The organism is Corallococcus sp. CA054B, assembly GCF_003611625.1.
Classification (GTDB): Bacteria; Myxococcota; Myxococcia; order Myxococcales; family Myxococcaceae; genus Corallococcus; species Corallococcus coralloides.
On sequence record NZ_RAVY01000160.1, the window covers coordinates 1 to 22,517 of the forward strand.

General features: G+C 70.0%; 17 protein-coding genes and 1 pseudogene. 15 read left to right on the forward strand and 3 right to left on the reverse strand.

Features of this window, described 5'->3' with window-relative positions:
- The 8 genes from D7V80_RS30150 to D7V80_RS30185 form a co-directional block, all read left to right on the forward strand.
- The coding region (locus D7V80_RS30150) for a hypothetical protein (protein WP_120591435.1) at window positions 1-1,498 on the forward strand (1,498 nt) is incomplete at its 5' end.
- Between the two features lie 76 nt (window positions 1,499-1,574).
- Window positions 1,575-2,645, forward strand: coding sequence for an MBL fold metallo-hydrolase (locus tag D7V80_RS30155; protein WP_120591436.1), 1,071 nt, complete (start codon window positions 1,575-1,577; stop codon window positions 2,643-2,645).
- 42 nt (window positions 2,646-2,687) lie between these two features.
- Window positions 2,688-3,590 (forward strand): glycoside hydrolase family protein, encoded by a 903-nt coding sequence (locus tag D7V80_RS30160; protein WP_120591437.1) that lies wholly within the window; start codon window positions 2,688-2,690, stop codon window positions 3,588-3,590.
- A 93-nt stretch (window positions 3,591-3,683) separates the two neighbouring features.
- Window positions 3,684-5,651: a serine/threonine-protein kinase gene (locus D7V80_RS30165; RefSeq protein ID WP_120591438.1), complete on the forward strand. Its 1,968-nt coding sequence runs from the start codon at window positions 3,684-3,686 to the stop codon at window positions 5,649-5,651.
- A gap of 99 nt (window positions 5,652-5,750) precedes the next feature.
- Window positions 5,751-7,658, forward strand: coding sequence for a serine/threonine-protein kinase (locus D7V80_RS30170; RefSeq protein ID WP_120591439.1), 1,908 nt, complete (start codon window positions 5,751-5,753; stop codon window positions 7,656-7,658).
- A gap of 51 nt (window positions 7,659-7,709) precedes the next feature.
- A complete protein-coding gene (locus D7V80_RS30175; RefSeq protein ID WP_120591440.1) occupies window positions 7,710-9,314 on the forward strand; it encodes a serine/threonine-protein kinase in 1,605 nt (534 codons plus the stop codon).
- Between the two features lie 101 nt (window positions 9,315-9,415).
- A complete protein-coding gene (locus tag D7V80_RS30180; RefSeq protein WP_120591441.1) occupies window positions 9,416-11,356 on the forward strand; it encodes a serine/threonine-protein kinase in 1,941 nt (646 codons plus the stop codon).
- A 59-nt stretch (window positions 11,357-11,415) separates the two neighbouring features.
- Window positions 11,416-13,458: a serine/threonine-protein kinase gene (locus tag D7V80_RS30185; protein WP_120591442.1), complete on the forward strand. Its 2,043-nt coding sequence runs from the start codon at window positions 11,416-11,418 to the stop codon at window positions 13,456-13,458.
- Here D7V80_RS30185 and D7V80_RS30190 read toward each other — a convergent pair.
- Window positions 13,455-14,258: a pseudouridine synthase gene (locus tag D7V80_RS30190; RefSeq protein ID WP_120591443.1), complete on the reverse strand. Its 804-nt coding sequence runs from the start codon at window positions 14,256-14,258 to the stop codon at window positions 13,455-13,457. The genes D7V80_RS30185 and D7V80_RS30190 overlap by 4 nt on opposite strands.
- 136 nt (window positions 14,259-14,394) lie before the next feature.
- On the opposite strand from D7V80_RS30190, the gene D7V80_RS30195 reads away from it, so the two are divergent.
- Window positions 14,395-15,684, forward strand: a complete 1,290-nt coding sequence (locus tag D7V80_RS30195; RefSeq protein WP_120591444.1) for a threonine/serine exporter ThrE family protein — start codon at window positions 14,395-14,397, stop codon at window positions 15,682-15,684.
- A 10-nt stretch (window positions 15,685-15,694) separates the two neighbouring features.
- On the opposite strand, the gene D7V80_RS30200 is transcribed toward D7V80_RS30195, so the two are convergent.
- Window positions 15,695-16,111, reverse strand: coding sequence for a DoxX family protein (locus D7V80_RS30200; protein ID WP_120591445.1), 417 nt, complete (start codon window positions 16,109-16,111; stop codon window positions 15,695-15,697).
- Window positions 16,112-16,248: 137 nt separating this feature from the next.
- On the opposite strand from D7V80_RS30200, the gene D7V80_RS30205 reads away from it, so the two are divergent.
- Entirely contained in the window at window positions 16,249-17,424 is a 1,176-nt protein-coding gene (locus D7V80_RS30205) for an AI-2E family transporter (protein ID WP_120591446.1), read from the forward strand.
- 16 nt (window positions 17,425-17,440) lie between these two features.
- On the opposite strand, the gene D7V80_RS30210 is transcribed toward D7V80_RS30205, so the two are convergent.
- Window positions 17,441-19,627 carry a peptidase gene (locus D7V80_RS30210; protein WP_120591447.1) on the reverse strand — a complete coding sequence of 729 codons (2,187 nt, stop codon included), beginning with the start codon at window positions 19,625-19,627 and terminating at the stop codon, window positions 17,441-17,443.
- A gap of 252 nt (window positions 19,628-19,879) precedes the next feature.
- Here D7V80_RS30210 and D7V80_RS30215 point away from each other — a divergent pair, with 252 nt between their 5' ends.
- From D7V80_RS30215 to D7V80_RS30235, 5 genes and pseudogenes are all read left to right on the forward strand, one after another.
- Window positions 19,880-20,236 carry a hypothetical protein gene (locus D7V80_RS30215; RefSeq protein ID WP_147447256.1) on the forward strand — a complete coding sequence of 119 codons (357 nt, stop codon included), beginning with the start codon at window positions 19,880-19,882 and terminating at the stop codon, window positions 20,234-20,236.
- Window positions 20,237-20,336: 100 nt separating this feature from the next.
- Complete coding sequence (locus D7V80_RS30220) at window positions 20,337-20,939, forward strand: NapC/NirT family cytochrome c (RefSeq protein WP_158616725.1); 603 nt, start codon at window positions 20,337-20,339, stop codon at window positions 20,937-20,939.
- On the forward strand, window positions 20,936-21,133 hold the full coding sequence (locus D7V80_RS30225) for a hypothetical protein (protein ID WP_120591450.1): 198 nt from the start codon (window positions 20,936-20,938) through the stop codon (window positions 21,131-21,133). The genes D7V80_RS30220 and D7V80_RS30225 overlap by 4 nt, the downstream gene beginning before the upstream one ends.
- Window positions 21,130-21,495 (forward strand): c(7)-type cytochrome triheme domain-containing protein, encoded by a 366-nt coding sequence (locus D7V80_RS30230; protein ID WP_120591451.1) that lies wholly within the window; start codon window positions 21,130-21,132, stop codon window positions 21,493-21,495. Before D7V80_RS30225 ends, D7V80_RS30230 begins: the two co-directional genes overlap by 4 nt.
- Window positions 21,482-22,517 (forward strand): annotated as a pseudogene (locus D7V80_RS30235) (hypothetical protein); the annotation flags it as partial. The gene D7V80_RS30230 and the pseudogene D7V80_RS30235, both read left to right, overlap by 14 nt.

Genomic DNA, 22,517 nt, shown 5'->3' on the forward strand with positions numbered 1-22,517 from the left:
GGGCTGCGGCGGGGCGCTTCCCGAGGAGCTGACGGAGGCAGGGCTCGCACAGGAGCCTACCTTTGCGCCAGAGGTGACGGCGGAGGCCCTCTGCCTTCCCACCGCCGCGGGCACCCAGCGGGTGAAGACCCTCCTGCCACCTTCGGAGCTGGGCATCCCGCGCTTCGCGATGGGGCCGGACAGCTTCGTGGACTTCAAGGGCACGCTGCACTTCGCGGTGAATTACGAGGACGGCCGCCGCGGCCTGTGGCGGAGCACCGGCACGGACGCGGGCACCACGCAGGTGAGGGGCTTCCCGGCGACGGCGGGCAACTTCACGCCGAGGCTGTCGCAGCTCACCGCCACCCCGGCGCAGCTCTTCTTCATGGCGCCGGACGCGGCGACGGGCCTGGAGCTGTGGGTGAGCGACGGGACGACGGCCAACACCCGGCTGGTGAAGGACCTGACGCCGGGCACGGAGGACTCGTACCTGACGCACCTGACGGCGTCCGGCTCCACGCTGGTCTTCTTCAAGGAGACGTACGACGCCACGGCGGACGCCACGCGCTATGAGCTGTGGAGGTCGGACGGCACCGCCGCGGGCACGGTGCGCGTGCGTGACTTCGGCACCGGCGTGGACGTGAGCTACCTGGACGCGAAGCAGGGCAACGCGCTGCTGTTCTTCGTGCGCGAGCTCCAGGGCGCCACCTCCCTGTGGCGGACGGACGGCACCGCCGCGGGCACCTTCCAGCTGAAGCGGCTGGACGCGGGCCCGGACACCTACCCGAACGACGTGCGCCCCACCGGCGCGCTCACCCTCTTCAAGCTGGATGAGCAGAGCGGCCTGTCGGAGCTGTGGAAGACGAACGGCACGGCGGGCGGCACCCTGCGGCTGGCGTCCTTCGGCTCCACGCGCGCCATGCAGGTGCTGGGCGCGCTGGGCTCTTACGCGTACGTCACGACGACGTCCTTCAGCACCCAGTACATGGTCCTCTACCGCGTGCCGCTCACGGGCGGAAACCCGGAGCCCGTCGTCACCCTGCCCAATGACTACGCGTCGCAGGGCTCGGCGTTCCCATACATCGACGCCGTGAGCCAGGTGCCGGGGGGCAGGCGGCTGTACTTCTCCGTGGCCATTGGCAGTGATGGCCCCGCGCCGCGCGACACGCAGCTGTGGGTGACGAACGGCACCGCCGCGGGCACCACCCTGCTGCGCCGGCCGCTGAGCCTGTCGGACGAGTACAGCTCGCCGGTGTACGCGGTGGCGGACAACCTGGTCTTCTTCAGCGCCTATGAGACCACGGGCGGCATCGAACCCTGGGTGAGCAACGGCACGGTGGCCGGGACGCGCCTCCTCAAGGACATCGCCGCGCCGGCCCAGGGAGACTCCTCCTACCCGCGCGAGTTCTACCGTCTGGGCAGCCGCGTCTACTTCAGCGCCTATGACGACACGCTGAACGCACAGCTCTGGTCCAGCGCGCTCAGCAACACCTGCCTGGCGCCGGAAGACGCACAGTAGGCGCATGGCGCCTCCCCGCCTGGGCTCCAGGCGGGTGGCCGTGCCAGGCGGAGGCGTGGGTGTTAGTAACCGCCTCATGCCCACCGTCAGTGACAGCGCGCGCAGCGCGGGACTCCGCCTCGAACGCAGCCGGGCCTCCCGCCAGTTCGAGGGGCACGGCTTCCGCAACACCGCCCCCGTGGGGGCCGGCATCCAGGGGGGCACGCTGCCCCTGCTGGGCGAATACTTCTTCGGCGGCACGCAGCGCACACCGCCCGCGCCGCTGCCGGTGGATGATCCGCGCGGCACCTGGGCCCGCGCGCCGGACACCGGCCTGCGCGTCACCTGGCTGGGTCACAGCACGATGCTGCTGGAGGTGGACGGGGCGCGCGTGCTGACCGACCCCGTCTTCGGCGACCGGGTCTCGCCCGTGTCCTTCGCGGGCCCCAAGCGCTTCCACGCCACGCCCGTGCCGCTGGACGCGCTGCCGGACCTGGACGCGGTGCTGGTGTCGCACGACCACTTCGACCACCTGTGCCGGAGCACCATCCAGGCGCTGGCGAAGCGGCGGGTGCCCTTCGTCACCGCGCTGGGGGTGGGGCGCCACCTGGAGGCTTTCGGCGTGGCGCCGGAACTCATCACGGAGCTGGACTGGTGGGAGGAGCACCGCGTGGGTCCGGTGTCCTTCCGCGCGGCGCCCGCGCAGCACTTCTCCGGCCGCGGCCTGGGCGACCGCAACAAGACGCTGTGGGCGTCGTGGGTGCTCACCACGGACAAGCACCGGCTGTTCTTCAGCGGCGACACCGGCCTCACCCCGGAGTTCGAGGAGATTGGCCGGCGATACGGCCCCTTCGACCTGGTGATGCTGGAGGTGGGCGCGTTCCACCCGAGCTGGGGAAGCATCCACCTGGGCCCGGAGAACGCGCTCAAGGCGCACGCGATGCTCGGCGGCGGCACGCTGATGCCGGTGCACTGGGGCACCTTCAACCTGGCGCTGCACGCGTGGGACGAGCCCGTGGAGACGCTGGTGAAGCTGGCCACGGAGCAGCAGGTGCGCCTCTTCACGCCGGGCCTGGGCCGGAGCCTGGAGCCCTCACGCGTGGAGGGCGTGACGCCGTGGTGGCGCGACGTGGGCGAGCCGCGCCTCGTGCCCCGGCTGGCCCCGTGACGTGACGCCAGGACCCGACGCCCGGGCGTAGAGTGATTGGCCATGCGCCCCTCCCTCCGGCTCCCCGTCGCGCTGTCCCTGGCCGTCCTGCTGTCGCCGCTCGTGGCGTGCGACCCCGCGGCCGGGGAGCCTTCCAAGCCAGATGAGCCGGCCCCCGGCGTGACGAAGAGCGCGAAGCGGGGACTCGGGTATGGCTATCACTCGGCGGAGGACCTGAAGGCGCTCTCCCCTGGAATGAGCTGGTGGTACAACTGGTCGCCCAAGCCGGAGAGCGGCGCGGCCAGTGTCTACGTTTCAGAGAAGGTCTCCTTCGTGCCCATGGCCTGGGGCGGCACGCCCACGGTGGCCCAGCTCGAATCGGAGATTCCGGCGGGCGCGCAGGTCCTGCTGGGATTCAACGAGCCCAACTTCAAGTCGCAGGCGAACAAGACGCCCCGCCAGGCCGCGGCGCTCTGGCCCGTGCTGGAGGAGGTGGCCCGCCGCAAGGGGCTCAAGCTGGTGTCCCCGGCGGTCAACTACTGCGGCGACTGCGTGTCGGAGGACGGCGTCACCTTCACCGACCCCGTGGTGTACCTGGATGCCTTCTTCAAGGCCTGCGCGAACTGTCAGGTGGATGCCATTGCCATCCACTGGTACGCGTGCGACGTGGGCGCGCTCAAGTGGTACGTGGAGAAGTTCAAGAAGTACAACAAGCCCCTCTGGCTGACGGAGTTCGCGTGCGGCGACCGCCCGCACAGCGAAATCACCGTGGACGTGCAGAAGAAATACATGGTGGATGCCATTGGCTATCTGGAGACGGAGCCCGCCATCGAGCGCTACGCGTGGTTCTCCGGGCGCAACAACGAAATCCCCTCCATCAACTTGCTGGGCGCCTCCGGCGAGCTGACCGAGCTGGGCCGCCTGTACGTCACGCTCGCCGCAGGGGCCGCGCAGCCCTCTCCCTGACGGGGGTGAGGTTCCAACCTACACACAGGGTTGGACAGACGCGAAGACGTCTATTCGGCACTCCCAGGATTCTGGGGCTAAGGTAGACATCCCATGACGCTCGACGCGGGGGACACCTTCGGGAGGTATGAGCTGGTGTCCTGGCTGGGCCGGGGCGGCATGGCGGAGACGTGGCATGCCCAGCTGGTGGGCGCCGCGGGCGTCACCAAGTCCGTGCTCATCAAGAAGGTCCTCCCCGAGTACGCGGACGACGAGGCCTTCATCTCCATGTTCATCAGCGAGGCGCGCATCTCCGCCACGCTGTCCCATGGCAACGTCGCCCAGGTCTTCGACTTCGGGCAGGTGGAGGGCGAGTACTTCCTCGCCATGGAGTTCGTCGACGGCAAGCCGCTCGACAAGGTGCTCAAGCGCGCGATGCGGAGCGGACTGCCCGCGCTGCCCATTCCCGTCGCGGTCTTCATCGCCATGGAGATGTGCCGGGGCCTGCACTACGCGCACTCGCGCACGGACAGCAGCGGCAAGCCGCTGGGCATCGTCCACCGGGACATCTCTCCGGACAACGTGCTCGTCAGCTACGAGGGCCAGGTCAAGATCGTCGACTTCGGCATCGCCAAGGCGCAGCTGCAGCGGGGCTTCAAGACCGCGCCCGGCGTGGTGAAGGGCAAGTACCTCTTCTTCTCCCCGGAGCAGGCGCGCGGGGAGGAAGTGGATGCGCGCACGGACGTCTGGGCCACGGGCATCGTGCTGTATGAGCTGCTGTGCGGCCGGCTGCCCGTGGATGGCCCGCCGCACGTCGTGATGATGAAGATTGCTCACGGCGAGATTCCGCCGTTGAGCCAGCCGCGGCCGGACCTGCCGGAAGCGCTCAACCGCATCGTCCTCCAGGCGCTGAGCCCGGATCCGGCGCAACGCTTCGCCACCAGTCACGCGTTCGGGGATGCGCTGGCGGGCTTCCTGTATGCGAATCATCCCCGCTTCTCGTCGTTGAGCCTCGCGCACCTGCTGCGGGTGCTGTTCCGGGGAGACCTGTTGAACGAAGGCCGGGAGCTGGCGGTTCCCGACGACTTCCTGTCGGAGCTCAAGGCCTGGCGGCAACCCGTGACGCCAGACCAGACCCCCACGGTTCCCCACCTCCGGGCCGTCCCGACGCCCCGGCCGTCCCCCGCGCCGGTCGTCGTCACGCGCGAGTCCCAGGAAGAGGATGCGCCGGATGTGCCGACGGCCGAGATCGCACCGGTCCGTCGCTCCCGCTCGCCATGGGTGGGGCTCGCGGTGGGGAGCGCGGCGCTGCTCGTGCTGGGCGGCGGCCTCTGGTGGACCCGGTTCCGGCGCGCACCGGAGGTCCCGCAGGGAGAACGTCCCACCGTCGCGCCCGTGGTCGCGACCTCGGCCCCCGCGCCGACTCCGGCACCGGAGCAGCCCGTGACCATTGATGCGGGCGTGGCCGCGGAGCCGCCGCCCCCGCCTCCTCCAGAGGACGCGTGGAGCGAGACGCGGGTGCGCCAGCTGCTCGACGACGTGTACCGCCTGGGCAAGAGCAACAAGGAGCTGACGCGGGCCGCGAAGCTGGTCCAGCTCTGCGTGGACGCGGTGCCTGACAACGCGGACTGCCGGCTGGCGGCGGGCCTCACCTACGAACGGCTCCGTTCCATCGACAAGAGCGTGAGCCACTACCAGGCCTTCCTGCAGAACGCGCCCCCCACCGATCTCCGGCGGAGCGCGGTGAAGGATCGACTGTCCGCCTTGCTTCAGCGCAAGCCCCAGGCGCCGGCGCCCGCCAACGAGGCGGAGCTGGAGTCCTCCCGAAGCGCCGTCCTGATGCACCTGACGCGAGGCCGCCAGAAGGAAGCGCTCGACGCAGCCAACCAATGCGTGGCGCGGCTCCCCCGGGAGCCGGACTGTCACCTGTTACAGGGGGACGTCCTGGCGAAGATGAACCAGGCCTCGGAGAGCGCACGGAGCTATGAGCGCTTCCTGGCGTTCGCGCCCGCCAATCATCCGCGACGTCCTGATGTCGTGCAGAAGCTCGTCGAGCTGCGGGCGACTGGCGCCGCGGACTGACGCGGTTTCACGCCGTCAGGGAGAGACTGCTCGCGGGCCCGGCAGGCAAGGAGCCTGCGTTCGGGGTTTCCCAGGTTCCGTATAGGATGCGCACCCCATATGGAACTGCAAGCCGGAGATACCTTCGGACGGTATGAGTTGGTGTCCTGGCTGGGCCGGGGCGGCATGGCGGAGACGTGGCGCGCCCAGCTGGTGGGCGCCGCGGGCGTCACCAAGTCCGTGCTCATCAAGAAGGTCCTCCCTGAGTACGCGGACGACGAGGCCTTCATCTCCATGTTCATCAGCGAGGCGCGCATCTCCGCCACGCTGTCCCATGGCAACGTGGCGCAGGTCTTCGACTTCGGGCAGGTGGAGGACGAGTACTTCCTGGCCATGGAGTTCGTCGACGGCAAGCCGCTCGACAAGGTGCTCAAGCGCGCGAGGAAGGCAGGCCTGGGGGCGCTGCCCATTCCCGTCGCCGTGTTCATCGCCATGGAGATGTGCCGGGGCCTGCACTACGCGCACTCGCGCACGGATGGCAGCGGGAAGCCGCTGGGCATCGTCCACCGCGACATCTCTCCAGACAACGTGCTCGTCAGCTACGAAGGCCAGGTCAAGATCGTCGACTTCGGCATCGCCAAGGCGCAGCTGCTGCGCGGCTTCAAGACGGAGCCCGGCGTGGTGAAGGGCAAGTACCTCTTCTTCTCCCCGGAGCAGGCACGTGGTGAAGAGGTGGATGCGCGCACGGACGTCTGGGCCACGGGCGTCGTGCTGTACGAGCTGCTGTGCGCGAAGCTCCCGGTGGAGGGGCCACCCCAGACGGTGATGATGAAGATCGCCGATGGGCGCATCCCCGCGCCCACGACGCTCCGGCCAGACCTGCCCGAGGAGCTGAATGCGCTGGTGATGCAGGCGCTGGCTCCGGACCGGAAGCGGCGCTTCGAATCCAGCCATGCTTTCGGGGATGCGCTGGCGGAGTTCCTCCATGCCCATTACCCGCGCTTCTCCTCACTGAGCCTCGCGAACCTGCTGCGCGTGCTGTTCCGTGCGGACCTGACGCACGAGGGCCGCGAGCTGTCCGTGCCCGCGAACTTCCACGACGAGGCGAGGAAGTGGGGCGAGCCCGCGCTGGCGAAGCTCCTGGATGCCCCACCGCCGGAGCAGGTCCAGACCCGGCGGCTCGTGCGCGCCGTCGCGAAGCCTCCGCCCACGGCGACGACGCAGCCGGATGAGCCCACGGTTCCGACAGGTCCCTCGCGCAAGGGGCTCTACGGCGCGAGCGCGGCGGGAGGCCTGGCCGTGGCAGGAGCCTGTCTCTGGTTCTTCATGGGCTCCCGTTCGCCCGAGCCCGTCGCGCGGCCCACGCCGGTGCCCCAGGCCGTGGCGGTCGAAGCCCCTGCCCCGAAGGCCGACCCCGAGCCGCCCGCCCGGAAGGTCGAAGCCGAGCCGCCGGCCCCAAGTCCGGTGCAGGAGCCGGAGGGCGAGACCGAGCTTCAGGCCGACGAGCTCATCGCGCCAGAACCCACGCGGCCCGCGCCCCCCATCCGGAAGCCGTCCCGGCCCGTCCGCGCGACCCAACACGCCGTGGCCGAGGAGCCCAAGCCCGTGCCGGTCGCCGAGCAGCCCCCGGAGCCCACCGTCGTCGCGGCCAGCGCCGCCCAGGAGCCGCCACCCGTCGTCCCGGAGAGCGCGCCCGCGCCCAAGAAGGGCGTCCTTGGACTGCTCGACTCCAAGCGGCAGGAGGTGCAGCAGAAGGTCTCCTCGCTCGTGAAGACGAAGCAGCAGGAGATCCAGCAGAAGGTCTCCGGGCTGATCCAGAGCAAGGACTACGACGCGGCCCTGGAAGCTGCAAATGACTGCGTGGCGAACAACCCTGACATGCCGGAATGCCATCTCATGCTCGGGGCCGTCCACGCGAAGCTCAACCATCCCCGGGAAAGCACGCAGCACTACGAGACCTTCCTGAAGCTCGCACCCGCGGACCACCCGCGCCGGGCGAAAGTCGTCGAGCTGCTCGGGAAGGAGTGACCCGGTCCCCAATGCGCCAGCCCTGGAATCTGGGCTTAGAATGTCCACTCCATGGATCTCCAGGCGGGCGACGTCTTCGGAAGGTATGAGCTGGTGTCCTGGCTGGGCCGGGGCGGCATGGCCGAGACGTGGCACGCGCAGCTGGTGGGCGACGCGGGTGTCACCAAGCCCGTGCTCATCAAGAAGGTGCTGCCCGAATACGCCAACGACGAAGCCTTCATCTCCATGTTCATCAGCGAGGCGCGCATCTCCGCCACGCTGTCCCATGGGAATGTCGCCCAGGTCTTCGACTTCGGCCGCGTGGAGGGCGAGTACTTCCTGGCCATGGAGTTCGTGGATGGCCAGCCGCTGCACCGCGTGCTCAAGCGCGCGCTGAGGAGCGACCTGGGCAGGATGCCCATTCCCATCGCCGTCTTCATCGCGATGGAGATGTGCCGGGGGCTGCACTACGCCCACACGCGCACGGACAGCAGCGGCCGGCCGCTGGGCATCGTCCACCGCGACATCTCTCCGGACAACGTGCTGCTGGGGTACGAGGGCCAGGTCAAGATCGTCGACTTTGGCATCGCGAAGGCCCAGCTCATCCGCGGCATCAGCACGGAGCCCGGCGTGGTGAAGGGCAAGTACCTCTTCTTCTCTCCCGAGCAGGCGCGAGGAGAAGGAGTGGATGCGCGCACGGACGTCTGGTCCACGGGGGTGGTGCTCTATGAACTGCTCTGCGGGAAGCTGCCGGTGGAGGGCCCGCCGGCCGTGGTGCTGAGTCGCGTTGGGAACGGTGAGATTCCCTCGCCGGCCACGCTCCGTCCGGACCTGCCGAAGGAATTGAATGACATCGTGATGAAGGCGCTGACGCCGGACCGCCAGCGTCGCTTCGACTCCAGCCACGCGTTCGGGGATGCGCTGACAGCGTTCCTGTATGCGAACTTCCCGCGCTTCTCCTCCATGAGCCTCGCGCACCTGTTGCGAGTGCTGTTCAAGGAGGACCTGGCGCAGCTGGGCCGCGAGCCGTCCGTCCCGCGCTCCTTCCTGGAGGACCTGAAGGCGTGGAGCAAGCCAACCGCGCCAGCGAGGCCCGTGACCCCGCCCGCTCCTCCCCCGGTGCTCCAGCGGCAACCCCGGCCCGTCCGGCCGAGCAATCCGACGGCCACGGCAATGCCAGTGCCGCGGGTCCCCGCGCCGGCTCCTGCCCCCTCGAAGCCGCTGCGCACCGGGTTGGGCGTGGGAGGGCTGCTTGCCGTGGCCGCGGGCCTGGTGTTCCTGTGGAGGCACCAGACGGCCACGCAGCCCGTGGAGGAGCCGCCTCTCCTGCCCACGGCGACCCTGGAGCCACCGCCCGAGCCGGCGCCCACACCGGTCGCCGACGTGGCACCACCGCCCGCGGCGCCCTCCAACGAGATCATGGAACTGCGGCAGCAGATCCAGGCACTGGTCGACGAGAAGAACTACGACGTGGCGCTCGTGAAGGCCCAGCTTTGCATCAAGCTCGATCCCACCTTCCCGGATTGCGAGCGGTACCTGGGCTTTCTCTACGCGGAGCTCGGCGACGCCACGCTGAGCGAGGAGCACTACAAGGCCTACGTGAAGCTCGCCGCCGAGGGTGATCCCGCTCGGGCACGCGTCATGGAGGAGCTCGGGAAGGCCGGCGACGCGGGTTGAGCGGACAGCCTTTCCACTCGCTGACATCCCAAGCAGCCGGGCAGGAGAAAGACAGCCCCGATTCTGCCAGCCCTGGAATCTGGGTTTAGAGTGTCTGCCCCATGGCACTCCAAGCGGGCGACGTCTTCGGAAGGTATGAGCTGGTGTCCTGGCTGGGCCGGGGCGGCATGGCCGAGACGTGGCGCGCGCAGCTGGTGGGCGACGCGGGCGTCACCAAGCCCGTGCTCATCAAGAAGGTGCTTCCCGAATACGCCAACGACGAAGCCTTCATCTCCATGTTCATCAGCGAGGCGCGCATCTCCGCCACGCTGTCCCATGGGAATGTCGCCCAGGTCTTCGACTTCGGTCGGGTGGAGGGTGAGTACTTCCTGGCCATGGAGTTCGTGGATGGCCAGCCACTGCACCGCGTGCTCAAGCGCGCGCTGAAGAGCGACCTGGGTGCCCTGCCGATTCCTGTGGCGGTCTTCATCGCCATGGAGATGTGCCGGGGCCTGCACTACGCGCACACCCGCATGGACAACAGCGGCCGGCCGCTGGGCATCGTCCACCGGGACATCTCTCCGGACAACGTGCTGCTGGGCTACGAAGGCCAGGTCAAGATCGTCGACTTCGGCATCGCCAAGGCGCAGCTCATCCGCGGCTTCAAGACGGCACCCGGCGTGGTGAAGGGCAAGTACCTCTTCTTCTCTCCCGAGCAGGCGCGCGGAGAGGACGTGGACGCGCGCACGGATGTCTGGGCCACGGGGGTCGTGCTGTATGAGCTGCTCTGCGGGAAGTTGCCCGTGGAGGGGCCGCCACATGTGGTGATGATGCGCTTGGGGCGGGGAGAGATTCCCGCGCCGAGCGTGCTCCGGCCGGACCTGCCGAAGGAATTGAATGACATCGTGATGAAGGCGCTGACGCCGGACCGGGAGCAGCGCTTCGAATCCAGCCACGCGTTCGGGGATGCACTGGCGGGCTTCCTCTATTCGAACTTCCCGCGCTTCTCCTCCATGACCATCGCGCACCTGCTGCGGGTGCTCTTCCGGGGGGACCTGGCGCAGGAGGGCCGGGAGATGTCCGTGCCGGGCTCCTTCCTGGAGGAGCTGAAGTCCTGGCGCGTGCAGACCGTGCCAGCGGAGCCGGTGACGCCGCCGCCCTCGACCGAGCGCCAGACCCGGCGCGTCCGGCTCGCAAGCCCCCCCGTCACGGCGACAACGGAGCCTCGGTCCATCGTGGCGTCTTCTGGAGCCTCACGCCCGCTGCTCTACGGGTTGAGCGCGGGAGGACTGCTGATCGTGGGTGCGAGCCTGTGGCTGCTCTTGGATGCGCATTCGACGTCGACAGCCGGTGGGGCCCCACCGCCCACGCCGATCCGCGCTCCCATCACCGTCGAGGAGTCCTCGCCACCAGCCCCAGCCGAGAGTCCACCGGCCCCACGAGCCGAGCTGGCCAAGGCACCTCCGCCGCCCGCGGAAGACACCCAACTCCACGCGCCAGACGTCCCTGCTCCTGAAACGAGCGAGCCTCCACGCATCTCCGCGAAGGAGGCCGCCGACGTGAAGAAGATGAAGGTGGGTGTCACTCGGGCCATCCGGCTCAAGCAGCATCCAGACGCGGTCTACCTGAGCAACCACTGCGTGGAGATGTATCCCACCAACGCGGACTGCCATGCCCTGGTGCAACTGGTCGGAGAAAAGCTCTTCAACGATCCTCCACGGCCAAAGACCGACAGCCCCAACAGACTCACGACCGAGGCGGATATCCAACGGGCCATGACCTCGGAGGCGAGCATCGCGAACTCGATCACCGACATCATGGCCCACGTCCACATGCTCAGTCGGGCAGGCCATCCCGACAGGGGTCTTGAAGTCGCTCGGAACTGCGCTGCCAAGGCACCCAAGCTCCCTGAGTGCCAGCTCATGCTGGGTGTGCTCTATGTCAAGATTGGGGACTTCGATAAGAGCACGGAGGCCTACAAGCGATTCCTGACGCTCGCCCCTCCAGACCATCCCAGGCGGGCGCGCGTCGTTGAAATCCTGAACCAGTCCTTCCGGCAGTAGTCCCATCCCACGGAACTGTTTCTCATCCCGAGGACATCTGGCTTTAGGATGCCCGCCTCATGGCACTGCAAGCGGGGGACGCCTTCGGGCGGTATGAGCTGGTGTCCTGGCTGGGCCAGGGCGGCATGGCGGAGACGTGGCGTGCCCAGCTGGTAGGCGACGCGGGTGTCACCAAGCCCGTGCTCATCAAGAAGGTCCTGCCGGAATACGCCAACGACGAGGCCTTCATCTCCATGTTCATCAGCGAGGCGCGCATCTCCGCCACGCTGTCCCATGGCAACGTCGCCCAGGTCTTCGATTTCGGCCGGGTGGACGGCGGGTACTTCCTGGCCATGGAGTTCGTGGACGGTCAGCCGCTCCACCGCTTCTTCAAGCGCGCGATGAAGAGCGGCATGGGCGCCGTGCCCGTCCCCATCGCCGTGTTCATCGCCATGGAGATGTGCCGGGGGCTGCACTACGCCCACACGCGCACGGACAGCAGTGGCCAGCCGCTGGGCATCGTCCACCGGGACATCTCCCCGGACAACGTGCTCATCAGCTACGAGGGCCAGGTCAAGATCGTCGACTTCGGCATCGCCAAGGCCCAGCTCATCCGGGACCTCAAGACCGAGCCCGGCGTGGTGAAGGGCAAATACCTCTTCTTCTCCCCGGAGCAGGCGCGCGGCGAGGAAGTGGATGCGCGCACGGACATCTGGGCCACCGGCGTCGTGCTGTACGAACTGCTCTGCGGGAAGCTGCCCCTGGACGGGCCGCCCGAGGCGGTGATGATGCGCATCGCGCGCGGCGAACTCCCGCCGCTGAGCGAGTCACGGCCGGAGCTGCCAGCAGCGCTCCAGCGCATCGTCCTCAAGGCCCTGCACCCGGAGCAGTCCCAGCGCTTCGAATCCAGCCATGCCTTCGCGGAAGCCCTCTCCGGCTTCCTGTACGCGAACCACCCGGGTGTCTCCTCGCTGAGCCTCGCGCACCTGCTGCGGATGCTCTTTCGTGACGACCTGCTCTCGCACGGCCGCGAACTGTCGGTTCCCCCCACCTTCCAGCAGGAGCTGGAGTCCTGGCGCGAGCAGGAACCGGCGCTCCCGAAGAAGCCCGCGCGTCCCAGGCCACTGCTCCATACCGGCAGGATTCCCCTCCCCGAATCCAGCGTCGAAATCGTGGAGGAGGAAGCCCCGGCCGCGCTCGCCCCTTCGGCATCGCGCAAGTGGATGCTGGGATTGAGCACCACGGGGCTGGCCATCGGTGCCAGCTGCTTCTGGCTCCTCAGCTCCCCCGGTGCGCCTCCCGAGCCCCCTGGAGTCGTGCGCCCCATCGAGCGTCCGGCCGCCGCTGTTCAATCCCTCTCCGACACGGCACGGCCTCCCACGCTGGCGGCCACACCGGTCCCCCAGGCGGCAGGCAGCGCGCCCCTCACGGTGGAGCCGATTCCGGAACCCGCCCTGTCGCTGGCTGACTATCAGGACCGCGTCCAGGCGCGGGTGCAGCAGGGAGGGCTCCAGGACGCCGTGGACCTGGCGCATCAGTGCGAGACGCGCTTCCCCCGGGAAGGAGAATGCCAGCTCCTGCTCGGGATGCTGTACGCGCGAATCAATGACAGCCGCAGCAGCGTGACGCACTACCAGCGCTTCCTGGAGTACGCCCCCGACACGCACCCCAGCCGCGCCAAGGTCGTGCGGATCCTGGATGACGCGAAGGCCCTCTCCTCGGCTTCGGGCCGCATCGTGAAGCCGGAGACCTTCGCCGACATGATCGAAACCGGCCGCACGGCGTTCCGCGACGAGAAGTACCCGGAGGCCGCCGCCGCCTACCGGAACGCGCTGGCCATGAAGCCGGACTCGTTCGACACCAAGCTCGAGCTGGGCCTGACGCTCATCAAGCTCAAGCCGGGCACCGCCAAGGACCACAAGCAGGCCGTCAAGCTCCTGGAGGACGTCACCCGGAACAATCCCAGCCTCCGGCGAGCCTGGCTGGGATTGGAGACCGCCTACACCCTGACCGGCAACAAGGCCAAGGCCAAGAAGGCCCACGACCGGTACATGCTGATGTCCCCCAGGAACATGGCGAACCCTGCCAAGGCGCGGGAGATGCTCAAGAACCTCGGCCGCTAGTCCGCACCGGGCTGGAACCCCAGCCCCTGCGCCACCTCCGCGTCCGTCAGCTCGCGCCACGCCCCTTCCGCCACGTCCAGCCCCACCTGCCCCACCGCTTCACGGTGCAGCGCGAGCACCGGGTGCCCCACCGCCGCGAGCATCCGCTTCACCTGGTGGTGCCGTCCTTCCGTGAGCGTGAGCGCCACCACGTCGGGAGCGCGGAGCACGGCCTCCGCCGGGCGCGTGGGGCCGTCCTCCAGCATCAAGCCCCCTCGCAGCCTCGCCAGCGCTGGCTCCGGGGGCTGCCCCTCCACGCGCGCCACGTACCGCTTGGGCAGGTGCGTCTCTGGCGCCGTCGCGTGCCGCACCAGCCGCTCGTCGTTGGTGAAGAGCAGGAGCCCCGTGGTGTCCCGGTCCAACCGGCCCACCGCGTACCACTCGAAACCTTGAAGCTCCGGCGGCAGCACCGCGCGCAGCCTTTCGAAGACCGTGCCCACGCCCTCTGGATCCGACCCGTGCACCACCGGCCCCGAGGGCTTGTGGAACATCAGCACCCGCACCTGGCGCGTGAGCGCGCGCTCCACGCCGTCCACGCGCACCCGCGTCCCCTCCCCCACCGGCGCGAACGGCTCCCGCTCCACGCGGCCGTCCACCTCCACACGGCCATCGCGGATCGCCTGCTCGGCCTCGGCCCGGGGCAGGACGCCGGCCCGGCCCAACGCTCGCGCCAGCCAGTCCGCGCCCGGGCCCGCCGAGGTCTCCGGTCCCCTGCGCCTCGCGGCCTCCAGCCACCTGGGCGTCCGTTGCTTGCGCGCCATGCGTCCTCCCGTGTGCCGCCCGCTGTATCAGATGCGTCACACTCGGGGACTTCCCTGAGCACCGTGGACATAAGTACGAGCAGGAGGGCTTGCAGGGAGGCTCCACGCCGTTTGACTCCCCCGGGCGGCTCTGCGCATGTGCGCGCCCGCCGTGTCCAAGGGTCCCTCCGAAATCGCTGAAGCCCCGCCCGAGTTCGTCGCCTCCCTCGCGCCCCCGCCGCCCGGCCCCGCGGTGGCCTTCGTGCTGCGCCTGGGCCACGCGCTGCACCGCCACGGCACGCCCGCCCACCGCCTGGAGGGCCTGATGAAGCGGGTGAGCGAGCGGCTGGGCCTGGAGGCCCGCTTCTTCTCCACGCCCACCTCCATCTTCGCCTCCTTCGGCCCGCCCGAGGACCTGCGCACCAGCCTCATCCGCGTGGAGCCCGGCGACATGGACCTGGAGCGCCTCATCCTTCTGGACATGCTCGCGGACGACGTCATCCACGGGCGGCTCACGCCCGCGGAGGGCGCACGCCGCGTGGAGGACATCCTCGCCCAACCGGCGCGCTACGGCCCCGCGCTTCAGCTGCTCTGCTGGATGCTGGCGGGCGCTGCCGCGGCGCTGCTGTTCGGCGGCGGCTGGAAGGAGATGGGCGTCGCCGGTGTCAGCAGCCTGGCCATTGGCGTGCTGGATCTGCTCACGCGCAAGCAGCCGACCACCGCCCACGTGCTGGAGCCCGTGGCGGCCGTGCTGTCCGCCGCGTTCGCGGGGCTCGCGGCCCACTTCTTCGGCCCGCTGCACGGCGAGGTGGCCACGCTCGCGGGCCTCATCGTCCTGCTCCCCGGCCTCACGCTCACCATCGCCGTCAACGAAGTCGCCACGCGCAACCTCATCTCCGGCACGTCGCGCCTCACCCACGCCGCGCTCATCTTCCTCCAGCTGGGCTTCGGCGCGGCCCTGGGCAGCCGGGTGGCCACGCTGCTGCCTCCCGTGCCCATGCCCACGCCGACCCTGCCCACGGTGCTTCCCCCCGGGGTCGCCATCGTCGCGCTCGTGGTGGCGGGCTTCGCCATCGCGGTGCTCTTCCGCGCCCGCCCGCGGGACTGGGGATGGATTGCCCTGGCCGGCGCCGCCGCGTTCATGGGCGCGCGGCTGGGAGCGCTGCTGCTGGGGCCTCAGCTGGGCGCCTTCGCGGGCGCGCTGCTGCTGGGCATCGGGAGCAATGCGCTGGCGCGGCTGCGCAACCGGCCCGCCGTCACCACCGTGGTGCCGGGGCTGATGCTGCTCGTCCCCGGCAGCGTGGGCTTCCGCAGCCTGGCGTCGCTGCTGGAGCGCGACGTGGTGGCCGGCGTGGACACGGCCTTCTCCATGCTGATGGTCGCGGTGGCGCTGGCGGCGGGCCTGCTGTCCGCCAACGCCATCATGCCTTCGCGCAAGGTGCTCTAAAGGACCGGCCTCACGCCAGCCGCAGCAGGTACACGCCCGCGAGCGCGACGATGAAGTACGGCACCAGCACCGCCGCGCCCGCGTACTCCTTCGCCATGCGCTGACCGAAGAAGAGCGCCAGCAGCGACAGCGCGGAGAGCACCGCGCCCAGGTACGCGAGGGACGGGTTGCCGTTCACCAGGAGCGCCACCGCGCCCGCGCCGCTCAGCGCCCCGGCCGCCAGCTCCATCAGGGTGATGACCGCCAGCATCGGCGTCACCACGCCCTTCAGGGGCGACTTGGAGAAGTGGCCGGTCAGCCACCCCAGGTTCCCCTTCCAGTCCACGACCTTGTCCAGGCCGGACTGCAGGAAGAGGATGGCCAGGAAGGCGGCGCACAGCAGCTGCGGAAGCCAGAGCGTGAAGCGGGCGGAGTCGAAGGGCGGCATGCGTGCACTCTAGCGCCCCCTCCGCCGCCCCCAAGCTCCGTGAGCAGGCAAGCGGCCAGGCCGAGGGGAATGTTCTGGCGACAATCCTGCCGGGCAGGCTCCCGCCGGCAGGTCCGGCTCCATAACTTGGCAAGGCCATGGCTTCCGATCAGGTTGCGCGACGCGTCTTCGCGGGTCTCATCTTGCTGTCCATCCTCCTGTTGTGCCTGGTCATCCGGCCCTTCGCGGAGGCGTTCTTCCTGGCGGCGGTCCTGGCGGGCACCTTCTACGGACTGCACACCCGGCTGAAGAAGCGGCTGCGCGGCCACGGCAACGTGTCCGCCGGGCTCATCGTCGGCGGAATCCTGCTGGCCCTGCTCCTGCCCCTGGGCGGCCTCACCGCCTTCGTCGTCGCGGAGGTGTCCGAGGGCGCGCGCTTCGTGACGGAGGCCGTGCAGAAGGACGGGATGCGCGGCCTGGTGGAGAAGCTCCCCAGCGGCATCCAGGGCCCGGTGAGCAAGCTGATTGAACGGCTCCCGCTGGAGCAGGCCGAGCTGAACCAGAAGCTCCAGGAGCAGGTGACGACCCAGAGCGGCACCGCCGCCAAGGCCGTGACGGGAGCGGTGGCCGCCACGGGCACGATCATCCTCCAGCTGACGATGATGCTCATCGCCCTCTTCTTCTTCCTCACCGACGGCGCACGCCTGGTGCAGTGGATCGAGAGCGTGTCGCCGCTCAGGCGTGGGCAGACGCGGGAGCTCTTGCGCGAGTTCAAGAGCACCTCCGTGTCGGTGCTCGTCTCCACCATCGCCACCGCGGGCGTCCAGGCGGCGGTCGCGCTCATCGGCTTCCTCATCGTGGGGGTGCCCGCGCCGCTGTTCTTCGCGGGCCTCACGTTCTTCCTCGCCCTCATCCCCGCCGTGGGCGCCGCGGTGGTGGTGCTCTTCGCCGCGGGCCTGATGTTCCTCAGCGGCCACCCGTGGGCGGCCCTCTTCCTGGCCATCTGGGGCATCGTCGTGGTGGGGCTCGTGGACAACGTCGTCAAGCCGCTGCTGGCGAGGAAGGGCATGAACCAGCACGGCGCCATCGTCTTCTTCGCCCTGTTGGGCGGCCTGGCGGCGTTCGGCGCGGTGGGCCTGCTCCTGGGCCCCCTCATCGTCGCCTTCTTCCTCTCCGTGGTGCGCATCTACGAGCGCGACTACGGCCGGCCCAACGGCCAGCCAGGTGACCCGGCCACGCCGGGAGGCTCCCTGCCACCGGGCTCCCAGCGCGTCGTGCTCACCTCGGAGTCCGGCACGCCCCTCACGGACGCGAACACGCCGTCCAACCACTGACGGCCCCGCGCCCCGCTCAGGGCGTGGACTTCACCGGCGCCGCCCCCTTCTTCGCGGGGGCCGGCGCCGGAGCCGTGTCGGGCCCCAGCTCCTTGAAGGCCTCTCGCACCGCGTCCGGCGAGCCCGCCACCTTCACGGCGACGCGGCTGGCCTCCGCGGGAGACAGCCGGCCCAGCAGGCTGCGCTCCAGGTGCTGATCCACGAAGGCCTGGGTGGTGTCCTCCTTCAGGTCCACCAGCGCCCCCTTCGCGTCCAGCACCGGTATCACGCGCGGCGAATTGAGCAGCAGCACCGTGGGCACGTCCACGGCCTTCACCCGGCGGGCGACCTCGTCGCGCAGCTTCGGGTCGAAGTGGATGCCCTTCTCCTGCACCAGCGCGCGGATGCCCTCGTAGTCGCCGGTGGCCTTGATGACCATCAGCTGGGAGAGCAGCTCACCCACGGCCTCGCGCATCCTGGCGTAGTCCGGAATCACCAGGTACGTGCGGCCGTTCTCCGTGACCTGCTTCACCACGCCCTTCTCCTCCAGGAACGTCACCGTCATGTGGTGGCCGCGCTGGTGGTCCTCCTCGAAGGCGTTGCCTTCTTCCACGCGGCGCAGGTTGGTGAGCCCCTCCACCAGGAAGTCCCGGTACATCTGCCGGGCGATGGCCTCGTGGTCCGGCGACAGCTCCGCGAGCGCCGGGTCGAACGCGTGCCACAGCGCGATCAGGTCCGCTCTCGCCTCCTCCAGCGTGTTGTCGTACTCCTTGAGGAAGACGGACGGGGACTGGCCCTTGAGCTTCGGGTCCACCTGGCCGGAGGCGTGGCCCAGGACTTCATGGAAGGCCACCAGCCACTTGCGCGCGGTGACGGAGTACTTCTGGGCCTGCTCGCGGTCCTCCGCCGTGCGGGAGAACTCCAGCGCCAGGGGCAGCCGCGTCACGGCGGAGGCGGCGTCCATGACGTTGGTGATCATCACGCTCTTGCTGCCGTACTTCTCCCGGATGTGCTGCTCGTTGGGCAGGTTGATGCCCGCGGGCGGCTCCGGGTGGGACGTGATGAGGTTGATGGCCTTGGCCACCGGCAGCGCGACCTTCTTGCGGCGGTACTTCGCGGGCCAGGGCAGCCGGTCCTCGAAGTACTGGGCCTTCTGGCCCATGAGCACCATGATCTGGTTCTCCGCCGTGTCGCGGTAGTTGACCAATCCCTCCCACTGTCCCTTGTGGCCGCGAGGGTCGACGTAGGTCTCGATGAAGCCCAGGTTGGCGTCCACCTTCGGGTCCACCTTGAGCCACGCGATGTTGTACGCGTCCCAGTCCTTGGGGCTGCCCGTCTGGAAGTAGCGCACCAGCTTGCCCAGCGCGGCCTTCTGCGCGGGCTCGGCGGACTTCATCGCCTCCTGGAGGTGCGCGATGACGCGTGAGAGTTCCTTCGCGTACAGCCCCGGCTTCACCTTGCCGTCCGGCGTGCCCGCGCGGAACACCTGCTCCGTGAGCTTGCCGTCCTGCTTCACCACGCGCGAGTTGAGCGGGTACTTCTCCTTGAAGCCCACCAGGTCCTTCTCCGTCACGCCGGGGCCGTAGGCGGTGTTGGAGGACGCGGTGAGGAGGTCCTGTCCCGGCGGCGGGGCCTTGGAGGTGAGCTGCGGCTCGAAGCTCGCGTCGAAGAGGGTGGGCTTCAGGTCCTGGAGCCAGGCCTGGAGCTCGGCCTCGTCCTTCACCGTCCAGGGCGCGCCGGCCTTGAGGGCGCGCGAGGCGCCGGCCGCGAGCTGCTCCGCGGTGAAGGCCGGGACGAACTTCTGGCCGGTGGTGCTGTCGTGGTTGCCGCCGTGCCCGTAGAAGCGCAGCAGGTAGTCCGCCAGCTTCCCGTCGAAGCCGGACTCGGCGCTCCGTGCGTCCCGGCCGAAGAGCCAGACGCCCTCCAGCAGCTGCTTCGCCGGCACCAGCTTCCAGCCGAGCTGATCCAACGCGATGTCCTCGCCCGCGTGCGCCGCGAGCGTCAGGGACCACGCCACGCGCTTCTCCGCCAGGGACAGCTCCGCGATGCCCGGCGCGAACATCTGCGCGACGGCGGTGTTGCCGGAGCGGGCGCGGAGGAACTTGCCTCCGGGCACGGTGAGCGAGGGCTGAGCGGCCTGCGCGAGCCCGGCGTCGGGCGCCGGGGGCTTCGGCGGGGTGGCGGGCGCGGCGGCGAGGACGGCGGCCAGCAGCAGGGGCTTCATGGGAGGCTCCAGGGAGACGTGATGGGACGTGGCTACCCCGCGCGAGGGGTGGACTCAAGCGGCCCTCCGTCGCCGAGCCGGCAAAAAATGCGCGGGAGCAGCCCCCTCCCGCGCAACGCTTGCGCCCGGGCTCCCGCACGTCCCGCCGGGGACGCACCACGGGCGGGGGCGGCCCGTGACGGTATGAAGCATGCAGTGCGCAACAGCGAACAGGGGGGCTCTTCCGCCCTGCCCTCGCTGGAGCCAACGCCCATGTCCCCCCCGCCGTCCCGGACCTCGCCTCTCGTCGTCCTGCTCGCCACCCTCCTCGCCACGGGCTGCGCGAGCTCGACGCAGGCGACACGGGCGGAGCGCTCCGCCCCGCTGCCCCCTCCGTCCACCTCGGTGGCGCTCACCGTGGGCTACGAGGAGGCGGTGAGGCTGGGGGCCGCGTTCGCGCGGAGCCAGGGACCGGCCCTGGAGCTGGTGATGGCGAAGCAGGGGGAGGCGTCCTGGTGGCTGCGCTACGCCTCGCCGGAGGGGCACGCCCTCCTGGACCTGCGCGTGGATGGGCGGACGGCAGCGGTGGAGCCCGTCCTCCTGCCGCCGCTCCACCAACGCGCGAAGTGAACCCTCCAGCAGTGGCTTGTCCTCGAGCTCCTGAATCACCCAACCTACGGGCCACGGGGTCTGGTATCCGGGCCCCATGGAGGCTTCCCTGCCTACCCTCATGATTGTGATCGTCAGCGCGGTGGCGGTGCTGGTGGCGATGATTGCCCACGCCGCTGGCCACCTCACCGCGAACGGGCTGGGGCGCCTGGTGCTGCTCGGAGGACTGGCGCTCCTGCCGCTGGCCGTCAGCGGCGCCGGGGTCGCGGTGGGCGTGCGCGAATCGAGCCAGACCCAGTTCTGCATGGGCTGCCACGAGATGGAGCGCTACGGGCAGAGCCTGTTCGTGGACAACCCCAACGCCCTGGCCGCGGTCCACTACCAGAAGCGGCTCATCAACCGCGACTCCACCTGCTTCTCCTGCCACACGGACTACGCCCTCTTCGGGGACGCGAAGGCCAAGCTCAATGGCCTGCGGCACGTCTGGGTCCACTATTTCGGGACCATTCCCCCGGAGCCCCGGCTCTATCAGCCGTATCCCAATTACAACTGCCTCCACTGCCACAACGATGCGCGCGGCTACCTGGAGGCCGGGCCGCACCGGGAGCTCCAGGCGGAGCTCCAGAGCGGAGCCCGCTCGTGCCTGAGCTGTCATGACCTCGCGCACGACCTGGAGGGCGTGAAGGCCCAGAACTTCTGGCTGCCGGAGCGACCGAGTCCATGAGCCACGACAAGCGCATCCGGGTGGCGGCCCTCTTCGTCCTGGCGGGGCTGCTGGTCCAGCTGTTCGCCTACCTCCATTGGACGCCCCTGACCTTCGTCATCTCCACCGCCGTGGGCGTTCCCCTGGTCCTGGTGGGGGTCCTGCTCTACGGCGTCACGGTCTGGAAGATCCTGAAGGAGCAAAAAGCCCTATGAGGCGCTCCGCGTCCAACCCCTCGGGGCCGTCCGGGTCCGTCCTCCTTCGCGGGGGGCGGTGGCGGGTGGGGCTCGTCGCCCTCCTCCTGTTCACGACGCCCATCTTCGCCGTGAACTCGCCGCAGGACGTCCGGCTGCCTCCGCTCAAGGAGCGCGCCGCGCCTGCTCCGGCGCTGTTCTCCCATTGGGGGCATGGCTCCATGTACTGCTACAGCTGCCACCCCGGCACGTTCCCGCAGGCCCGGCTGGGCTTCACGCATCAGGACATGCGCGAGGGCCGCTACTGCGGGCGCTGCCACGACGGACAGACCGCCACGGCCTGGCGCTCCATGAACTGCGAGGCGTGCCATGCGCCTCGCTGACCCGGGCACCTGGACGCTGCTCGCCTGCGCGCTGGTGCTGGCCGTCCCAGCCCCCGCACGGGCGCAGTCGCAGGAGGAGAAGCGGCGGCAGCTCCAGGAGCGGCTGGGGATCAAGCCGCCTCCCACGCAGGCCGCGCCCGATGCGGGCGTGCCCGGCCCGGGAGCGCCGCCGCCCGCGGAAGCCGCCCGGACACCCGCCGCGCCCCCCGCCCGGACGCCCGCCGGCGCGAACCGGCCCCGCGTGCCGGGCTTCGAGGAGGACATCCGGCCCCTCCTGGAGAAGGAGTGCAAGTCCTGCCACGGCCCGGAGGGAATGGCGGCCCGGTCCCGCTGGGTGCTCCGGGGAGAGCCCGCGGACTACGAGGCCACCCTGCGCTTCGTGCAGCCCGCCACCGCCGCCCAGAGCCCGCTGCTCAAGAAGGGCGCCGGCACCACCTTTCACGGAGGCAAGAAGGTCCTCGCGGTGGAGTCGGCCGGGTACGGGACGCTCCTGCGGTGGATTGAAGGAGGCGCCCCGCCCGGCAAGGCACGCGGTGGCGCTCCCGCCGCGGTGGCCTCCGCCAGCCCCGGCGTTCCCCGTCCGACCCACGACAGCGCTCCCGCGTCCGCGCATCCCAGCGGCAGTCCCGCGCCCATCACCTCAACGACTCCCGCCGCGACTCCCGCTCCCGGCGCGTCCACGCCCACCGTCTCCAACCTGGCGCCCTCCGCGTCCGCGAGCGCCGCTCCGCCTTCCGAGGACGCTTCGGCCGCGCCGCGCTTCGCGCCGCGGGTCCACGAAGCGCTGCTGGCGGACTGCTCGAGCTGTCACGCCTCCGACGGGATGGCCGGCGCCGGCCGCTACGTGACCCACGCGGATCCAGAGCAGCACCTGCGGTCGGTGGCGCCCCTGGTCGTGCCCGGCTCGGCCGCCACCAGCATCCTCTTCCAGCGAGCGCGAGGCGACGCGCATCCGGGCGGAGCGGTGTGGTCGCCGGGGAGCGCGCAGCTGGCGCTCCTGGGGCAGTGGATTGACGCGGGTG